The organism is Brakhagea baltica (genome assembly GCF_052161605.1).
Taxonomy (GTDB): domain Bacteria; phylum Planctomycetota; class Planctomycetia; order Pirellulales; family Pirellulaceae; genus JBKCUI01.
In genome coordinates this window covers 427,104-446,224 of sequence record NZ_CP197409.1, presented here as the reverse complement: position 1 = coordinate 446,224, position 19,121 = coordinate 427,104, and the positions used below count along the sequence as shown (strand labels likewise).

At 50.6% G+C, this 19,121-nt stretch carries 12 protein-coding genes; 4 read left to right on the top strand and 8 right to left on the bottom strand.

Annotated elements, in window-relative coordinates; all coding sequences use genetic code 11:
• The first annotated feature begins 26 nt into the window (after nt 1-26).
• On the top strand, nt 27-1,505 hold the full coding sequence (locus tag SH449x_RS01790) for a DUF1501 domain-containing protein (RefSeq protein ID WP_482379604.1): 1,479 nt from the start codon (nt 27-29) through the stop codon (nt 1,503-1,505).
• Here the strand turns inward: SH449x_RS01790 and SH449x_RS01785 are convergent.
• Complete coding sequence (locus tag SH449x_RS01785; protein WP_482379603.1) at nt 1,502-2,608, bottom strand: hypothetical protein; 1,107 nt, start codon at nt 2,606-2,608, stop codon at nt 1,502-1,504. The genes SH449x_RS01790 and SH449x_RS01785 overlap by 4 nt on opposite strands.
• Before the next feature lie 600 nt (nt 2,609-3,208).
• Between SH449x_RS01785 and SH449x_RS01780 the strand changes: the two genes are divergently transcribed.
• Nucleotides 3,209-4,969 (top strand): methyl-accepting chemotaxis protein, encoded by a 1,761-nt coding sequence (locus SH449x_RS01780; RefSeq protein ID WP_482379602.1) that lies wholly within the window; start codon nt 3,209-3,211, stop codon nt 4,967-4,969.
• 90 nt (nt 4,970-5,059) lie between these two features.
• Here the strand turns inward: SH449x_RS01780 and SH449x_RS01775 are convergent, their stop codons facing one another.
• The 7 genes from SH449x_RS01775 to SH449x_RS01745 are packed head-to-tail and all read right to left on the bottom strand — an operon-like array spanning nt 5,060 to nt 13,609.
• Nucleotides 5,060-6,448 (bottom strand): hypothetical protein, encoded by a 1,389-nt coding sequence (locus SH449x_RS01775; protein ID WP_482379601.1) that lies wholly within the window; start codon nt 6,446-6,448, stop codon nt 5,060-5,062.
• A 46-nt stretch (nt 6,449-6,494) separates the two neighbouring features.
• Nucleotides 6,495-6,731 (bottom strand): hypothetical protein, encoded by a 237-nt coding sequence (locus SH449x_RS01770; protein ID WP_482379600.1) that lies wholly within the window; start codon nt 6,729-6,731, stop codon nt 6,495-6,497.
• A gap of 9 nt (nt 6,732-6,740) precedes the next feature.
• On the bottom strand, nt 6,741-7,469 hold the full coding sequence (locus SH449x_RS01765; RefSeq protein WP_482379599.1) for a hypothetical protein: 729 nt from the start codon (nt 7,467-7,469) through the stop codon (nt 6,741-6,743).
• Nucleotides 7,466-9,307: a DUF58 domain-containing protein gene (locus SH449x_RS01760; protein WP_482379598.1), complete on the bottom strand. Its 1,842-nt coding sequence runs from the start codon at nt 9,305-9,307 to the stop codon at nt 7,466-7,468. Before SH449x_RS01760 ends, SH449x_RS01765 begins: the two co-directional genes overlap by 4 nt.
• Entirely contained in the window at nt 9,304-10,272 is a 969-nt protein-coding gene (locus tag SH449x_RS01755) for an AAA family ATPase (RefSeq protein ID WP_482379597.1), read from the bottom strand. The genes SH449x_RS01760 and SH449x_RS01755 overlap by 4 nt, the downstream gene beginning before the upstream one ends.
• Nucleotides 10,269-11,783, bottom strand: a complete 1,515-nt coding sequence (locus SH449x_RS01750; protein ID WP_482379596.1) for a DUF4350 domain-containing protein — start codon at nt 11,781-11,783, stop codon at nt 10,269-10,271. Before SH449x_RS01750 ends, SH449x_RS01755 begins: the two co-directional genes overlap by 4 nt.
• Nucleotides 11,780-13,609, bottom strand: a complete 1,830-nt coding sequence (locus tag SH449x_RS01745) for a hypothetical protein (protein ID WP_482379595.1) — start codon at nt 13,607-13,609, stop codon at nt 11,780-11,782. Before SH449x_RS01745 ends, SH449x_RS01750 begins: the two co-directional genes overlap by 4 nt.
• Before the next feature lie 187 nt (nt 13,610-13,796).
• Between SH449x_RS01745 and SH449x_RS01740 the strand changes: the two genes are divergently transcribed.
• The gene (locus SH449x_RS01740; protein ID WP_482379286.1) at nt 13,797-14,945 is read left to right on the top strand and encodes a transposase; all 1,149 of its coding nucleotides are present in this window, start codon (nt 13,797-13,799) and stop codon (nt 14,943-14,945) included.
• A 438-nt stretch (nt 14,946-15,383) separates the two neighbouring features.
• Entirely contained in the window at nt 15,384-19,094 is a 3,711-nt protein-coding gene (locus SH449x_RS01735) for a proline dehydrogenase family protein (RefSeq protein WP_482379594.1), read from the top strand.
• Nucleotides 19,095-19,121: the final 27 nt, after the last annotated feature.

The following is a 19,121-nucleotide window of genomic DNA, read 5'->3' as shown; positions in this document are numbered from 1 at the left end:
ATTCCGGATAGCAAGGTAAGATCCAAATGAATCACCGAAGTCAAGTCGCAACGAATCCAAATCCCATCTATCTCAGCTGGCTCGATCGCCGCCGTTTTCTAAGCGATACTGTGAGCGGGTTGAGCGCTGTCGCGCTGACGAGTTTGCTTCAACAGGACAATCTTCTGGCTACGGAGTCTGACAGTATCGATCCGTCGCGTCCCTATGCTTCGCGTTCCTCTCACTTTCCCGCAAAAGCAAAAAAAGTGCTCGTGATTTTTTGTGCAGGAGCGGTCAGTCAGCTAGAAACCTGGGACTACAAACCGGAGCTCGCTCGACGCGATGGACAGTTATTGGAAAATGGTCCTGCGGTTACGTTCCAGGGACCAGCAGGCGAGTTGGCGAAACCGCAGTATGCGTTCAAACCTCGTGGCCAGACCGGGAAAATGGTCTCCGAGATGATTCCTCATTTGGCGGAATTGACGGACGAGTTCGCATTCTTGCATTCCTTGACTAGCACCAGTAACACTCATGGACCAGCTGAAAACTTTCTATCGACCGGCTCTGTTCTGGATGGTTTTCCGAGCTTGGGGGCTTGGGTAACATACGCGTTGGGAAGCGAGAATGAGAACCTACCCGCCTATGTCGCAATCCCCGATCCACGCGGTGTCCCGCAGAACGGATCCAATAACTGGGGGCCTGGCTTTTTGCCTGCTGCGTTTCAGGCAACGACGTTCAGTTCCAATCAGCCGATTCGCAATCTCAAGGCCCCGAATCTGTCTATTGCTGAGGACCAAGCCGTATTGGAATTGCTGCGACAACTCAACCACCAACACGATAGCGTGTATGCGGGCGAAGATAAACTAGCAGCAAGAGTCGCCAGTTATGAGTTAGCGGCCAAGATGCAGCTGAGCGTACCCGATGTGATGGACCTCTCGAATGAGCCAGCTTATGTCCTGAGAGATTATGGAGCAGACAGTGTCGAGAATCCTACCAAAGCGGCTTTTGCTAAAAACTGCATCTTAGCGCGGCGATTACTGGAAAGTGGAGTTCGGTTCGTTCAGTTGTTCAACGGGTCGTACGCAAGTGGAGGTGAGCTGAACTGGGATGGCCACAATAAGCTAAAGGAACAGTATGATCGCCATGCAGGGATCATGGACCAACCCGTGGCTGCGTTGTACAGGGACTTGAAACAGCGAGGCATGCTGGAGGATACGTTGGTAGTATGGTGTACCGAGTTTGGCCGGATGCCGATGTTTCAAAAAGGATCACAAGGGCGTGATCATAACCCCGATGGCTTCACCTGTTGGTTGGCCGGAGCTGGTGTAAAGAAGGGGATTAGTCACGGAGCGACCGATGATCTAGGCTGGAAAGCGGTGGACCATATCCATCCCCTCTATGATTTCAACGCCACCATTCTGCATTTGCTCGGAATGGACCATACCCGTTTAACATTCCGGCATAATGGTTTGGACAGACGCTTAACCAACGTCGAGGGGCATGTCATAAGCGAGATACTAAGTTAGCTTCCGAGAGCAACTGCCGTCTCTGCAGTCTTAGGAAAAATACCCTTTCGGACCTCCAAGACGAGCCTTTCACCTTCTAGAAGAATTGTCAGCTTGTCGCACAGAGCTGATGATTCAATCTGCTTAATAGCCGCTATCCCTTTCGGGTAAGTTGTGAGCCATGTTGGATAGTTCACTTCCAATCGATCACCACTTACCCGGATCAATTGAAGTTCGGTTTTGCTAGGTAACTGCCGCCAACGCTGGGTAAGGAATCCTGAGAAGGATTTGGACTCGGATTCGTTGTACCCCACAGCGGACCGTAAAACCGGGAAAACGTAAAGGTATTTGAAGTATCTCAGGTAGCGTGTCACCTGAACGAATATTAGTGCACAGGCCAGGAAAAGAACAAAATTCACAAGCAACGCGGAAATCGGTGAATAGGCATAGAGGATAGCGAGCGTTGCACAAGCAGTCTTGTTGATCGTCTCGAAGATACTGTCAACAAACGGAATAGGGATTAGCCAAACAAAAAACTCGCAGCTCAGTTTTATGGTGTTGATAACGATGATGTTGGTAGCCGCAACAATTGAAAACATGATGTCCGCACTTAACGCCCCAATTCCTGCATGCACTAGTGGTTCACCAAATTGACTAGCCACTTCCGGTTCGCCGGAGGAAACACCAATCAAGGGTGAAAACTTTATCGCGATCAGGATAATAATCGCCGAATAGGATTCCAAAGTTTCTGCTAGCAACGCCAGAGGTTTACTGAGTTTCGTAAAGCGTGGCAGACTGGTGACAATGGTTAACGAGAACATCACCCAAAAAAGTACCGGGTTGTTCATTGGGCCTGTATCGCCTAGCAGGAGGCTGTTCTGTGTTGCCCAATCAGGACCGTAAGTCGCGAGTCCCGATAAGCAAGTCAGCCCAAAGAATGGTGACAACGCTACTGCTGACATGGGCCCGAGCCATTCTGCAGTAGACAGCTGCCTGGAAAAATCGGCGGCCTTGGCTTCCAACGTGTCACTTGGAGGAGAGCTTGAAAAGGCAACGTGAGAGAGTGCACTGAAAACAAGCATGCCAAAGACGCAGGCAATCCGGACTCGAGCACCATTTACCATGTTTACCTTCCTTGTATAATTGGCACGACGATGAGCGAAAATTTTACTACCGAGCAAGCTTTAGAATCGATGGCATTCCAGGGTCGTTGCTCGGATCGAAACACAATAAATTCGTCTTGTCCCACCTGAAACGATACCTTGTGATTTGAAACCGTCGCGATGTTTTTCGTTAGTAGTGTGTCAAAAAGATTCGCCAGTGTGCCAAATCTAGTGATCTCAGTGTCGTTTTGATGCGCAATCAAGCACCCAGTGTTGCTTGCCATTTTAGGTGGATCCCGGTGATTTTGAAGAACAAAAGTCGTCTAAATGCAACCTGACGACGGTTTAACCTAGCGGTAGCGTTTCTACGAAGTAGTGCAATCCGGATTGTAACAAGATAGGAAAAGCTTTACGCCTTGGTCTTGTGTTCTCATTCTACACTTGCCATGTCTTGCGAACAGTAAGAGTCATCGATACCCAACCGTTACTTATGCTCCCGACGCGGAAGCCTCAACCGTTTTGGAATGGAACGATCGATTTCTTCAAGCAGTGAGATGACGACGACAAGCCCCAGCATCGTCAAGAAAACGATTCATTTTCAAATTCTTGGGATAGTAAGCCGTGAAAAAATTTCTCTCTAGTATTGTTGGGCAGGTCTTTATTCAAGCCGTTGTGGTGGCGATCTGCCTCGCCGGTCTTTACTACTGGAGCGTCCAGAGCGAGGCTCGAAAGCAAGCAGCCGAACAAGCCAACAGTATCATTCAAGTCGCCGAAGCAGTTCGCAATGATATGGCTGCTAAATGGAGTTTAGGGATCTTTTCTCAAGAACTCATGAAGGAATGGGCTGCTGAGGGGAAGACCGATCACATCCTAGCTGCTGTCCCCATTGTTGCTGCATGGAAGAGCGCGTTGGGCGCAGCGGAAGGAGATAAACTGAGAGTCAAAACTCCAAAATTTAATCCGCGAAATCCCGACAACGAACCAGACGCTATCGAGGCGGATGTACTCAAGCAGTTTGCAGCAGACCCTAGTCTTAAAGAAAAGTACGTCCACGACAAGAACTTAAATGCAGTACGATTTTTTCGCCCAATTCGTCTCACAAATGATTGCATGTTGTGCCACGGATCTCCAGCTCTTAGCGAGCAATACTGGGGAAACAAGGATGGATTGGACGGAACCGGATATCATATGGAGAATCTCAAGGTAGGAGATCTGCACGGTGCTTTCGAGATCATAAAGGATCTTTCCGACTCCCAAAAGGCCGCAACCTATTCCGCTGGCCAAGGCTTGATTGCGCTTTTTGCAATCATCGGCTTGATGCTTAGTGGAATCTTCTGGGTTCTAAGACGACGCATCATCAAACCTATCTCCGATTGTGTTAAGGCCGTAGATCAATTTGCACAAGGAGATCTGACGGTGACTTTCCCAACCGGTACATCGGGCGAGGTCGGGGTTTTACAGTCCGCTATGAGATCTATGCAGAGTAAACTGAGAACGATCCTTCAGTCAATCGACCGATATTCTGATAATCTAGCTGGTGCATCGATCGAATTAACGGATACAGCAAACCATCTAAACGAAAACGCACTTACAACAAAGCAAACTACTGCAACGGTCAGCGCCGCAACAGAGGAGATGAGTATTAGCGTTCAACAGATGGCGGACTCTACGAATACGATTCAAGAATCCGTTCTAAGCGTGTCCGCAGCTGTAGAGCAAATGAGGGCTGCTTCGACGCGAGTTGATTCTAATGCTCGGAAAACCACGACCGTTGCACAGGACGCAGTGAAAATCGCTCAAGAAAGCTCTAAGCAAATCGAGCAGCTAGATGAAGCAGCAAAACAAATCGGTAGCGTGTCACAACTTATTCAAGACATAGCCGAACAAACAAATCTCCTAGCACTCAACGCGACCATCGAAGCGGCCCGTGCAGGAGAAATGGGTAAAGGATTTGCAGTCGTTGCCAGCGAAGTAAAGTCGCTTGCGAAGCAAACCGCTGAGGCTACAGAGGGAATTCGAGAACGTATTGAAAGTATGCAGTCCGCTTCGGATTCCGCCGCCAGTGCGATTCGAATGATCGAGGAGGTTATCGAATCCATCCACCAAAGTTCAACCTCTATCGTTTTGGAGTTGGATTCCCAAGAAGCTGCAACACAAAATATCTCCCGCAGCGTCGAGCGAGCGTCGGAGGAGATAAAGAGCTTTAGCGTCAGTGCACGGGAGTCTGCAATCGCGACACAAGAAGTCGCTCGATGTATGACCCAGGTTGAGTCAGGGACAGTCGAAGCCTCTGAGAAAGCAAGTCTCACACGCGAACAAGGCACCAAGCTGAATGGAATTTCACGTGAATTCAAGGCCATTCTGAGCGAGTTCCGAATCTAACTCGCTCAAAAGCAAGCAATGAACCTTGAGGGCGGGCTCTTGGGCCCGCCCTCAGGATTTCTGCGTGATTTTAGATCGTACGCTGTGCCGCTAATCCGCTCGTTGCAACAAGTTTTCTATTGCATCGAGTAAGATCTGCTCCGACTCTGGAGCCACATTCGACGAGGTAGGTTGGGTTTCGTAACCACCTTCTTCGTAAGATACCGCAGTCCCGATATAGCCTGGCCCGTAGTCTCCATAAGCTGCCATCATCACATGGAGATCCGGTCGCATCCGCTTGGCGGCTAACTGATACTCGACAAACAATTCGCCTGGCATATGGAGCATGCGCACCGATCCGACCTTCAAGCAAGTCACATCGATAGTGTGGCCCGCTTCGACACGCTGGCACCACGCTAGTTGATCAGCAAAGGATATGTATCCACGAGCCGGAGTTGCTTGCAATCTAGTAATCAAATCCTGTTGATTGAGATGGCCTGCGAGCGGTAGCCTTACCGACAGCGAATTCCAGGCGATGGAATCGTCGTTTAACGGAATCGGAATAGCATTCTCAAACGCTCGCTTCATTCCTTCGTAAAGCCGTTGAGCCAAGATCATACGGTTGGGCTGAGAACCGTCGTTGTATTTACCTGCGGCGACGTTACCTCCTGCTCCATTGAAATGGACGTGCAACGTACTGTTTAAATCCTGTCCACGCATGAAACGGGCGATCCCGGGAAAGTCAGGGCTGGGAATCCCCGTTCGATAATAGCTCTGGGGATGACAGGCATAAGCACTTAGCACAGCAATCGGTTGGGACTCGTTCCAGAATACAAGTGCTGATACCACCGGATCGATCACCCCCTCGGGCAAGGCCACCAGCTCCGGGATCTTGCTACTACTTCCTCTCATCCGCCCGACTTTTCCATCCTTAACCTCAACTCGTCGATTCGATGCCACTTGCTCTACAACCGCCGCTCCGTACCCATAATGAGAAATTGGGAAGGCCTTGGGAATTGCTTCTCGAATCGCATCCGCTGCCCGCTGGATCACATCGCGATGAAACTCGCCATCGAACCTTGAGTAACCCGAAATATTCCATTCCTTGATAAGTCGCTCAGCAGTAAAATCACATCCTGGAGCGTCGTGTTGATGCAAGGCATGAACAGCAACACGGCGGGGGCTCGTACCAGCAGCACTTGCCAGTTCCTGCCGAAATACCTCATGCCCTTCATTCGCTATGCCTATCCAATCGACGGTACAGAGAACAATAGGTTCTTGACGACTCAACAAAACAATTCCTCTGCACCGAAGAGTCATTTCATCCAAGCGACGGACGGGATCATAGGCCATGTGGGAGCCGATGGGCGGCGTCGCATCGACATCAAACGTTGCGATGTGCATCGTGACGGCTTGACCTAGTCCGTTCGGATTTGAGAACATCGACATCAGCAAAACCATGCCCAGGAACGCAATCAGTTTTCTAACACTTGGCTTCATGATTTTACGATCTCCAAAAATCGGTCAAGTTTCCATTGTAGCTCGATCATGGTTCGAGAGTGGGGCGTGTCTTAATCGCTTGAGTCGCAAGTCTCGACGTAGTCGATAGCCTTATTAGAAAGATTCCGGCGCGTAGCACACCTAAGGATGCGAAAACAATGACTGATGCTTGTATGATCTGAGGGGATTCTAAATCCCATATGAACTGAATACCCACTCGAAGCCAGTACAGAGCCAAAAGGATCAACGCCCAACCGGCGAGTTCTCGAATCCAAAAAAACATACACTCCCCCTATTCTTTGCCATTGTCGCGATTTTGTATTTTCACTACACGAATCAAGTCTCGGTACTGCCAGTTTAGTCGATCTGATCGCAAGAAAACCGCTGCTTGCCCTGCATTCTTTTGCCGCCAACTCCATTCGCGGAGCACGATAAAACCTGCCAACAATAGCACCAACGCCGTTGCACCAGGCCACATGACTTCCTTTCGGGCCAAACTCGAGTCGAGCCACGCTTCCCGTCGATCTCCATAGGGGCTATACATCAATAGAATAACTCCCGCCACCAATACGAGCATGGCAGACGACAAGCCAAGTAGCACGCGTAGGACCAATAGAAACAGCTGCTTACGTCCGTCCACGAGCTTACTTGTACGTACACAATGTGCAATACGTCGTAATCTGTTGTGAAAATCAGAATAGTAGGCTCGGAAACCACAAACTAGAAGACCCAAATAGCCTAGCCAAAGACCTGGGACTAAGTCGATTCGAGGCGCCTGCCAATCGTACCTGGCAACAAAAACCACAAACACACCCAGAACGGTCCAATTTACGCTAACCTTCAGGCTCCCTAGTGCCAACAGGAAACATAGCAACACCGAACTCAGGTTTGTTACACCAACAACACTAGAGAACCAATAGGTAACGACCAATGCGTACATCACGTATAGTATCAACGTTAGAGATCGATACATCGTTGCTGCGGCAGTCTGCGGCAAACCCGGAACCAATTTTTTGTTCATCGTAAGCTCCCAGACTTAGCCGCCAAACGACCCGACCGAGCCAGCTCGACCTCTTTGAGCACCAACGGAATCGAAGCTGCGTCGGAGGTCACCGAAAATGGGACCCCTATTTGACTAAACTGACTCTTGACTTCTTTATGACGTTCTTCAATTTGAATTCCGGACGCTAGCCTGCACCAATCTTCAGCCGAAATCATCTCGGGATGGTCGAGCCTATCAAGACTAGATCTGCCAATAGGTTCGAACGATGGGGATTGAGCAACCACAACAACTCGATGGTGCCTGGCGCGGGCAACCTTTACGGATTGCAATAGACCACTCAGATCACGGTGACTGCTCAACAAGTCGGCGATGATTACAAAAACTTCGTTGTCCCTCGCAATTTGAACCGCTTGTTGGATAGAGCGAATCAAATGATTCATTGCGTTTTGAGTGAGGAACTTCGGAATATCAGACTCTGGAATCATGGGAAAGGTCCATTGGTGACCGTGCTCGCACAAAAATCGCTGCATCCACTTTGCCATCGATTCGTCAACAACCAGCATCTCCACATGCTGGAGGTCGGATAAGCCATAATGCACCGCTAGAATGTTGCATATCTGAATTCTTTGTCGCTTAAGTTTTGTCATCCTGAGATCGAAAAAACTAAGGTGCGAAGGATTCACGCTTTGGTCCAACAAATCCGGATAATGCTCGCAAATGACGGCATACACCGCAACTTGCATTGCAGCAGTCCACCGAAATCGATCTGGAAACTCAAGGGAACTAAAAGCGGAAAGCCCCTTGGCAATTGCATAAAATCCAGATTCCCCAAAGGAAGCTTGTAGCCGCGTCACCCCTTGCTTGTCTATCAAATAACCGCCGACCGCATCACCATAACTAGTCGCTATGCGAGCCACGCTGGTCGCCAAAGTGGCCATCTGATCGATAACGCGATGTCCAAAGCTCCCGACACGACAGCCAACCGTTCCCTCTATGAACAGCTGTAGCCGAATCGGGACCTCCGATTCGTATTGTCGTATCATGAGAGTATCACGCCTTGCTGAAGCCTTCCATGCGATCGACTTAGGCGGATCCCCCTCGACGTACTCTCTCAATTCCAGCAGCTCGAACCCCATACCAGGTTTGCGTTGTCGATGTAGTCCGTGTTGAGGGATTGAGTTGGTTGTCTTCAAGGTTTGGCGAAGTTCAGCTTCGCGTCGACAATGCGGTAGAACCCTCGTTGTTTGTTTACAAGGAGCGAAATAATCGGCTCGAAACCACTTGAGTGCATCAGAGTGTTCGATTCGTACGCCGGGAAAGATCGCAAAACCGGTTGCTCGCGGACGAATTCGATATTGATGCGTGAGCGTTTTACTTGGCTCAGCCACTTCTAAGGTAGCTGCATCGTGTAGCCCCCCTTTGCTTTCCGTCGGGGTCAATAATCCCCAAATGCGGCCTAGCCAAGAATCCTCGCACGCAGCTAAACTAAATGCCGAGGGATCATTTTGCGATGGATCCGTTAGATCTGCCGAAGGTTTTAGCTGAATTAAATCAGGAACGACATCGCGTACTAGACAGGAGCGAGGAAATCGCCGCTTTGAACTCAGACGAAACTCGACATCATACATCCTATCCGTCCAGAGATAGACGTTAGGCTGACGGCGTTCCTGAATTGTTCGCTCTACTTTGACACTTCTTTGGATTTCGCGATGTCGCCATCTGAAATTCGCGTAGGAAAGTAGCATCCACAGCAGGATAGAAATAGAGGGACCAGACAAAAGTAAATTCTCACCGTACATTCCGAGGCATAGTACGACCAAGCAAATCAACGCTAGGGACTTAGCACGAAAAGTCATGGTTTCGTTTGAACCACTACTGGAATCGATTTGATTAGACTCTCTATGACGCGATCAACTGTTTCACCATCCATCTCCGATTCGGGCTTCATTATCAGCCTGTGTCCCAACACTGGTCCTAAAATACTTTGTACATCCTCATGGGTTACAAAATCTCGTCCCGTCATAAGGGCATGCACTCTCGCCCCCTTGAGAATGGAAATCGCAGCTCGCGGACTTGCACCGAGAATCAAATCCGCGTGAGATCGACTCCTTCGAACTAAATCGATAATGTAATCGTAGATCTCTTCGGAACAGAAAATACTCTCGACGCCAGCCTGCATTGCAAGTATCGCTTCGACGTCGCAAATTGGCTTGGGTGCAACAATGGGTTTGCTGTGTAGTTTGAGCATCGAGACTTCCTCCGTTCGGCCCGGGTATCCGACGTGTATCCTGAATAAAAACCTATCTAGCTGCGCTTCAGGTAAGCGATAGACCCCTTCTTGTTCAATGGGATTTTGCGTTGCGAGAACCAAAAAAGGGCTCGGTAGGGGCAAGGTCTTGCCTTCGATCGTAACTTGCCTTTCTTGCATGGCTTCGAGCAGCGAAGATTGTGTTCGCGCGGGTGCTCTGTTCAATTCGTCAGCTAGCAAGAGTTGGCAGAAAATCGGTCCTTTGCGAAGCACAAATGTCGAGGTTTGCTTATCTAAAACCTGTGTCCCCGTAACGTCGGAGGGTAGCAAATCGGGCGTGAATTGGACTCTTTCGAAATGCAACCCCAATGCGATCGAGAACGACCGGCACAATGTTGTTTTGGCTGTACCTGGAACACCTTCTAGAAGTACGTGACCGTTTGCGAGCAAGGCCATGAACATTTGATCAATCACTTTGGATTGACCGACAATGATCTCTCCCAGCTGATTTTGAACAGATTGTCTCAAGCCGGCAACTCTGCTGGCCAAGTCTTTAGGGTCTAACGGATTCAATTTGATTTTGGTTTAATGCGTTGAGGAGCAAGTGCATGCTGACGATCATCTGCTACGACTTGAGATGACGACGCGGGAGATAGTGTATCATTTTGTCGATACCGTTGGAGCATATCGCAGATCTGTTGCGACAGTTTCGACAACTCGTCGTCGGGCATCGGGGTCTTTCCTCCAAATACAGCTATGGCGAGTATTGACTCCAATGTGACACGATCGCGGGTTGGTAGCGAATCCCGATCAACATGCCTAAGATCATCCAGCCATTGTCGCCATTCTGAGACTTTCGCCCCCCCTGTCCATGAGCGACAGAACTCTCTGGCTAAGGTTTCTGACGCAATTCTATTTCTAACATCCTTGGGGTGGCCATTCAAAAGCATAGTCTCTACCGTCGCTACTGCATGTGGACGACGTAACGTGACCCAACTCGTTGTGCGGCTTAATAGACGAGACACAAGCCACACGACAAACAGTATAGCCAGACAAGCGATAATGGTGGCGGCATACTGCCTTTTATTAAAGTAACGGGGCTGGTCCTTTAGTTGCGAGTTGATAGCTTGCGGACTTGTTAACTCCTGTAAGGCCGAATTGGCAACTTCTAACAGTGTCTGAAACTGCGGATCTGGAGGAATTGGCGGAGTATCGTCACCATCGGGTAGGTCGATATTCTGCCTTCGTGATTTTGGGATACCGATCCCAGGTATCGCTGCGAGCGGACGGTTGTCGATTGCGAAGTACAGTAGACGCCTATTCCCCTCGCTGAGATAGTTCGCCAAACGCCCTGTGAACTCCCCATTATCGGCAAACGAAAACATGCCGTTAGAAACCACGCTAGGATCCGCCAGCAACACAATTGCTCCGACGGTATCCGTTTCTCCAATTCCTATTAAAGCCTTACCAGAATATAAACTAGGCTCGCAATCGTCCGGCAAAAATGCTAATTGAAGCCAATCTCCAGTGATACCCATGCTGGTGATTGCCCCTGTTCGGTTCGTGATCAGTTCTTTGAGCCCAGTCACCAGCGGGTGGTTCAATCGAAATCGATTCACCTTGATGCAGTCTTCAAAGCCAGAGAACATTGACTCCTGCTCCGTCGCGAGAGCAGGCCCTGGTTGAACCGTACCAAAGTATACAGATGAGTGAAAATTATCTGGAGCGATTAGTAGACGCCCGCCAGACTCGACGAAATCCTTGAGGTTTATCCAGGTTTGAATGCGACTTCGCTGAACGTCCCCCATTAGTACGATGGTCGATTCCGTCGGAGCGTTGAGCGCATCTGCAATAGAAGTCGTGGGACTTAGGCCATCTCTTTGTAGGAATGCTTGGAAAATGTCATATCGATAAACCCAATTCTCATCATTCGTGTCAAAAACCTGCGCCTCCGATAGTGAGCCTGGCAGGAGCAACAATCCGCAGATAAAGTACGAAAGAAGAAGTCTGATACCAGCGAATGCATGTATCAATCGAGCCCGCGTAACTGAGCGACGGATCGCAAAAAACTGCAAAATGCTCATTCAATCGATCTCGTTTTGACGCAGGCGCGTATCGCATCTCTCACAGCAGTTAACTCATCTTCGCTCAATCCCCGATCTGGCGGAGAGTAGCGAGCTCGACTGTATACCGCCGCCGCAGTTTGCAACTTTGGCGTTATGTCCATATTGCGTTCAGTCGCGTGTGTTACAACACGCTGAGCGGTCCACCAATCCTCGAAAGCACTTATTTTCTGAGCAGCAACCGCATCGAATGCTAGAACGACCTGTTCACGGTTGGAAATTTCCATCTCCATTAGACTCACTTTTAAGGCCATCTCACGCCTCTTATGTTGAGCTGCTCGGGCAAGCTCTGGGGCCCGATTCATGAATAGGATGCCTACAACCAGGACAACTACGAGCAGGATTCCTCCGATTTGCAAAAATGAGAAACTAGGCAGATCGTCCCAACTCGGTGCTCGCCAAGAGGGAACGACGTTCTCGGGTACCACGCTTGGCTGCTTGGACGCAGTAGAGGGAGGCGGTGTTACTGCATCGGTACCTACAGTAGACCGAGGCATGCTTTTCGCACGTGTGCTTTCGGTATTGCTTCCTCCAGTTCGCGAGGCTTCGTTAAAATTTGGAGCGACGAATTGGTTGACCTCATCCTCCCTTGATCGTGTAGGGTTCGAGGTATTTTGAGATGACCGCTCCACAGCAATGCTACGTCTGTCGAACCGTCCATCATTCTTGGACGAATTGACGGCGATATTCGAATCCTCTGCTCTTTTTTGTTCGATCCCGACCGCTTCTTTGGTGAGTCTTTCTAGAGTTTGTCCGAGTCCAAGTTCGGCAACACGCCGGCGGAACGAGTCAAAAGCGGTCTCGTTCTTTGAGGGAGGAATTGTAGAACCTTGATCGGCAGATTTACCGGTCGAATGAGAATTTTGAGTTTTGAAGGACGAATTTTTGTCAGACGCTTTTGGAGGTAGATTGATACTGGGCGTAGAGATCCCAGGTTTCCGCGCAGATGCCTGGTCGGCTCTTCTGGGAATTGGCTCGTTCGAACGTGTCACTGAATCGGACGCAGCCTGTTGGGAGGCCTTACTCGTGGAACTGGTTTTACGACTTACAGAGGAATTGTCCGCCGCCTTTGAGTCGATAGCTGTTGCAGCTTGTGCACTATCGTTGGCATTGACAGTGGGTTGAGAATTGGCCGCAGCATCCTCTAACGGGCGTAGTGACGAATTGGCCGGATCGAATTTAATCCACGGTTCGGCATCCTGTATTTCGAAAGGACTGCCGAGCGATTCCACCGCCTCTACTGCTTCTTCTCCGTCCAAAATATCTTTCGCGAACTCGCGCAAAGATTGTGAATCGCGAATTTGCTCGACGAGAGAAGAGGGTAACTCTTTCACTGAAGTCGCCAAATCCCTAATCATCTGACTCTCGGAATACTGTTTGGCAAGCTGTTTGAGACGTTCACGCTGTTCGGGGGTCAGATTCGCCAATTGGTTCTCTAGAGACCTCAGGTCAACCTTGGACAAATCAAACGGCAGACGGGACTTTTCGTCGGAGGAGACCGATTCTGCGGGCAGCAACGGGTTCTGCTCCGCTGCGGGGGGCGTATTCTGGAGTATCTCACCGAGTCTACCGAGTTCTCCGAGTTTACGGCGATCGATGGGAATCCATCGTTGGTTTGCCTTACCCTCAGAAATGATTCTTGTTGATTGTGACGGAGTTCGAAACTGTTGTTGCCCATGTCCCGTCTGGCCAAACCATCCGAACGAGACTACCACGGTAAAAAGAATGCACAACCTCGAGGGACGTAAAGTCCAGATGCAAATGTTTTCAGGCCTTCTCTCGGTCATACAAAATTGTTCTGCGGCTAGATTTCTTAAAATTCTTGATCCGAACGCCGGAGTCATTGTAGCGATTGATCAACGCGAATACCGGTGTCCCGAAAATTCCATATGGTGCCATCCATCTTTTGCTTGACTGTTTTTTACCCCCCCGGTATCATTTGGAAAATGTCCCACTAACTAGAGGAGTCCATTCATGGGTAGACCACTACGCACAGAACAGTTCAGGCATGACGAGATCGCGGTAGTGCATTGTGTGCAGCGGTGCGTACGCCGTGCCTTTCTGGCCGGTTTCGATGCCGTTTCGGGGGTCGATTACTCCTACCGCCGCGAATGGATTCGTCGCAGATTCGAAGCACTCGCCTCGGTCTTCGCTATCGATATCCTCTCCTATGCGATTCTCTCTAACCACCTACATGTCATCTTACGCAATCGACCGGATGTGCTAGCCAACCTATCCGACGAAGAAGTCGCCATCCGCTGGCTTCGCGTTTTCCCAGGACGCAGACTCGAAGAACACTTGGCCGAACCATCGCAATCCGATGTCCAACGGGTTCTTGCCGATCCGGAACTCTTGGCCAAGATTCGGACGAGGTTGACGGATATTTCTTGGTTCATGCGTGCTCTAGCCGAGCCGATTGCTCGTTTTGCGAACCGACAGGATAACTGCACCGGCCGGTTCTGGGAAGGACGCTTCAAAGCGCAACGTATCGTCGATGATGCGGGTTTGTTGGCTTGCGCCATGTATGTGGACTTGAATCCGATTCGAGCTGCCTTGGCCGAGAGTCTCGAGAAATCGGTGCATACGTCGGTTTACGATCGCATCGAAGCGGAGAAGGGAAAGCAGATTCCTTCGGCGGCATTCGATTTAATACCGATCACGCACGAAGAGTCGGTGGCTCAGCGTGGCAAGTCACTGGCCGAGCAACGCCAGGATCACAAGGCCAAGAAGAAGGGGACCACCAAACAGGTGCCTCGAGACAGTTGGCTTGCTCCGCTATGTTTAGGGTCGGGAGTGTTGTCAAGCGACCCGCAAGTGCATCGTGACGGCCTGCGAGCAAGTGATAGGGGGTTTCTTCGAATCGACTGGAGCAGCTACAAGAAACTGCTTGGCTGGGTAGCCGAGAACAAGCCGAGTGCGGGGACGGTTGCGTTGCCGAAGCCGCTGAGCGACGCTTTGATTGCATGTGGCGTGGTGCCGGAGATGCTTTCGGACTTGGTGTGGAACTTCAAGAAGTACTTTAGCCGCTGCGTCGGAGGTACGGAGTCCATGTCGGGTGATGCGGAGCGGATAGGCAAGCGTTGGCACAGGGGCCAGCGGCGAGCCGCAGCTTGTTTCAGCTAGGCGAGACGCTCGAAAAATAGCCCTGCTGGTGCTCCCTAGACGACGAAGGCAAGCGGAAAGTACCCCAAACTATCTGCTGCGATCGCTGATTGCTTGGATCAACGTTTTAGCGTAGTGTTTGGCGTCGTTGCGGGGAAATTCCAAGTCGAATTCCGGTTTGGGTGACGGGATTCCTCTCCTCACCACCGTTGTGGTAACCCGGGCAGGAAATCGACTTCAAATAAACAATGGATGGCACCATATAAAGAATGGTTGGCACAAATGTTTTGCAAATGTTTATCTGCGATCTCAGTTGTGGAGATCTCGATTCGGCGCAATTGCTGTTGTTAATGTCATGGTGTTAAATGCGAGTGGGTGAGAGTATCTGATCGCTGTTTCTAATTCCTATTACCAAAACGCTGGGTTTCTCTGCGTTTTCGAAGAAAGCTTGCTGGTTCCATGTCGACTGTCGCTAGCCAACCGATTTCCATTTCTGATGTTAAGAACGCAATTTCTACGCAAGGAGTCGAGCAAGGGGCCGCGATGCCACTCGGGGACGAAAGATTGGTAAAAGCTGCTCTCACACTGGCGACCCTTCTCCAACAACGTGCGGCTACCCTTCAAACTCCGCAAGAAAGACGGCAGCAAGCGGAACTCGATCGCATGCTTCAACACCCTGAGGACAAGGCGACTCTGACCCAAATCACGGACCAGAGCTTTCGGAGCGAAACACCAGGCCGCGTTGTGAATCAAATGGTTCACATCCTCGATGTCCAGGGGGTGCCACGCTTTTTTAATGTCTTTGACCAAGCGTTGCTGAAAGGTTTCCAATCCTTTGGCGAATACTTGCCCGGGGTCGCCGTCCCCATGGTTAAGGAAAAAATGCGTAAAGAGACGGCGAACGTTATTCTGCCAGCGGAATCGGACAAACTTACATCACACCTTCGCGAGCGGTCCTCGGAAGGCTTACGTATGAACGTGAACTTTCTCGGCGAAGCGATCCTCGGTGAAAAGGAATCGCGAAAGAGGCTCGAGCGATACTTAGCCGCACTGCAATTGCCCGAGATTGAGTGCGTTTCTGCAAAAATATCGACCCTTTACTCCCAGATCTCACCTCTAGCACGGCGCCAGACGATTCGTACGGTTTGCGATCGATTGGAGTTGCTTTACCGAGCGGCCGCCAAAGAAAAGTTCAAAAAACGCGACGGTACTTTGGTGCCCAAGTTTGTGTATCTCGACATGGAAGAGTATCGAGACTTGCACCTCACTTCTGATATCTTTATGCAAACGCTCTCTCGGCCCGGGATGGAAAATGTGCGAGCCGGGATTGCCCTGCAAGCTTACGTTCCAGACTCAGCATTGGTGCAAGAGACGATCACCGAGTGGGCGCGCGAACGCATAGCTGCCGGGGGCTCTCCGATCACGGTCCGAATCGTGAAAGGGGCGAATATGGAGATGGAGCGAGTCGAGGCATCTATCCGTGGTTGGGCACAGGCACCCTATAAGTCTAAGATCGACACCGATGCTAACTACAAACGGATGTTGCAGTATGGTTTGCGTGATGAGAATAGCAAAGCGGTGCACCTGGGGATCGCCTCGCACAATCTGTTTGATCTAGCCTACGGAATGGTACTCGCAACCAGTCAAAACGCACTTGATCGGGTTCAATTCGAGATGCTTGAAGGCATGGCTAATCATCAACGTCGAGCCCTTTTCGAACTCTCGGGTAGTGTGCTGCTCTACGCCCCGGCCTGTTTGCGAGAAGAGTTCATCAACGCGATCGGCTATCTCGTTCGACGATTGGATGAAAATACAGGGCCAGACAATTTTCTGCGACACGCGTTCCATATCTCTGCAGGCGGTTCGACTTGGCAACGTTTGGAGAACGGTTTTGTTGAGGCGGTGCACCGTGCGGATACGGTATCGGTTCAACCCCGCAGACAACAAGACCGTAATCAGCCACCTTCGCAACCCGCTGCGCCCATTCGATGGCAGGAGTTTACGAACGAACCTGATACAGATTTTTCTCTAGTTCAAAACTCCCACTGGGGCGAAGGAATCCTACGGAATTGGGAGCTGAGGTGCGACAGCAATGCCACGCAGATACCCATTTGCATCGCCGGTTCTGAGGTTTCGGGGACCGGGGCGGAATACGTATCCCTGGACCCCTCGCGACCTGGAGTTGCTGTAGCCAGGTATAAGCAAGCGGACGAGGGGCAACTGAAGACCGCCATGGACTGTGCTGTTGCCGATCCCTCTGGATGGACTCACATGTCTCCCGAATCGCGATATCAAATCTTGAGGCAGGTTGCTCACGAGATTCGCATCGCTCGTGGCGATTTGATGGGGGCTGCACTGGCGGACGGTGGCAAGACCCTCATGGAGAGCGACCCCGAGGTTAGTGAGGCAGTGGACTTTGTCGAGTTCTATGCCCGTTGTGCGTTAGATATGTCGCATGATCAACGGTTCCGAGCACGCGGGGCTGGTCCAGTTGTAGTCATTAGCCCGTGGAATTTTCCGATCGCGATTCCATGCGGCGGTATAGCTGCCGCTCTAGCGGCGGGGAATACGGTATTGCTCAAACCCGCGTCCGATACGGCTTTGCCCGCTTACATTCTGTGCCAGTGCTTCTGGCGAGCCGGAGTGCCCCGAGAGGCTTTGCAATTCGTGCCGAGTAGTGGCTCACTTACCAGTCGATGTTTACTAAGTAGGAACGAGGTGGCGCGAGTGATTCTCACGGGAGGGACAGAGACTGCCCTAAGTATTCTAAACGACCGGCCCAGATTGCGGTTGTTTGCCGAGACAGGTGGCAAGAATGCGACCATTGTTAGCGGTCTCAGCGATCGGGATTTGGCGATAAAAAACATTTTGCATAGTGCATTTTCGCACGCGGGACAAAAGTGTAGCGCAACCTCGCTGTTGCTTTTGGACGAAGAGGTTTTCGAGAGCAAAGAGTTCAAGGCGCAGTTGGTCGATGCTGTGGAGAGTCTCAAAGTCGGATCGGCATGGGATTTATCGACCAAGATGGGCCCAGTCATCAGACCGCCATCAGGAGATCTGCTGAGAGGCTTAAAGGAACTCGAGCGGGGTGAGTCGTGGGCAGTCATGCCATCACAGATCGGTGACAACCCCTGTCTATTCACGCCAGGGGTTAAATGGAATACACAGCCCAACTCGTTTACCCACCGAACAGAGTTGTTCGGACCGGTTCTCGGCGTGATGAAGTATCGGAAGCTGAATGAGGCGATCCATATCGTCAATGCAACAGGCTACGGCTTAACGAGCGGTCTAGAGTCGCTGGATGATCGAGAGCAAGCCATTTGGCGAGACTCGATCATGGCGGGTAACCTGTACATCAATAGACCAACGACTGGTGCCATTGTGTTGCGTCAACCTTTCGGCGGGATGGGTAAAAGCGCGTTTGGTTCAGGCGCTAAAGCAGGCGGTCCGAACTACGTTTCGACCTTGATGGATTTTGAGGACAACCTGGATATACTGACGGAACCTCATACTCCAACCTTTTCAAGCACTGAGCTCCAGAGCTTGTGGGGACGCTTGGAGCGAGCTAGCCGAGTATTGATGGAGCTGCCGAACTCGTCGCCGGATGATTTGCGAAAGCTTAGAGCCGCTATGGTTTCTTACGATGAGTTTGCGGCGTCGGAGATCAAGAAAGAGCATGATCATTTTAAGTTGATCGGACAAGACAATCATCGTCGCTATTTACCTGCAAGTCCGATTCGCGTAAGGATTACGGAAACCGACAGCGTTTTTAGCATTGTGGCGAGAGCTATGGCCGCCGTCGTATCGGGATGTCGATGCGTGATGAGTCGCGATGAGGGAGTTCATGAAGAAACGATTGACGCGCTCGAAAATCTCACCCTCGATTGGGCTGGCAAGATCGAGTTTTTGGTGGAAACCGATGAGGAACTGATCGAGGCTGTGCGTCAAGACTTTGTCAAGCGAGTGCGATACGATGTTGCCGCAGCGATTCCGGAAGCGGTTTATCGGATTTGCAACGAGCATCAGGTTTACATTGCGGATCGCTTGGTATCTACCGTTGGTTCGATTGAGTTGCCACTCTATGTGATCGAACAAAGTATTTCATTCGACTATCATCGCTATGGAAACCTGGGGGTGAGAACTCTAGAGCCGAGGTCCGATGTGTTGTAAGATCAAAGGATTCGAACGGCGTTACCT

Coding starts and splice junctions, on each gene's coding strand:
- SH449x_RS01785 (WP_482379603.1), bottom strand. CDS start 2,608: ATGGTAAATGGTGCTCGAGTCCGGATTGCCTGCGTCTTTGGCATGCTT.
- SH449x_RS01760 (WP_482379598.1), bottom strand. CDS start 9,307: ATGACTTTTCGTGCTAAGTCCCTAGCGTTGATTTGCTTGGTCGTACTA.
- SH449x_RS01775 (WP_482379601.1), bottom strand. CDS start 6,448: ATGAAGCCAAGTGTTAGAAAACTGATTGCGTTCCTGGGCATGGTTTTG.
- SH449x_RS01740 (WP_482379286.1), top strand. CDS start 13,797: ATGGGTAGACCACTACGCACAGAACAGTTCAGGCATGACGAGATCGCG.
- SH449x_RS01750 (WP_482379596.1), bottom strand. CDS start 11,783: ATGAGCATTTTGCAGTTTTTTGCGATCCGTCGCTCAGTTACGCGGGCT.
- SH449x_RS01765 (WP_482379599.1), bottom strand. CDS start 7,469: ATGAACAAAAAATTGGTTCCGGGTTTGCCGCAGACTGCCGCAGCAACG.
- SH449x_RS01735 (WP_482379594.1), top strand. CDS start 15,384: ATGTCGACTGTCGCTAGCCAACCGATTTCCATTTCTGATGTTAAGAAC.
- SH449x_RS01790 (WP_482379604.1), top strand. CDS start 27: ATGAATCACCGAAGTCAAGTCGCAACGAATCCAAATCCCATCTATCTC.
- SH449x_RS01745 (WP_482379595.1), bottom strand. CDS start 13,609: ATGACCGAGAGAAGGCCTGAAAACATTTGCATCTGGACTTTACGTCCC.
- SH449x_RS01770 (WP_482379600.1), bottom strand. CDS start 6,731: ATGTTTTTTTGGATTCGAGAACTCGCCGGTTGGGCGTTGATCCTTTTG.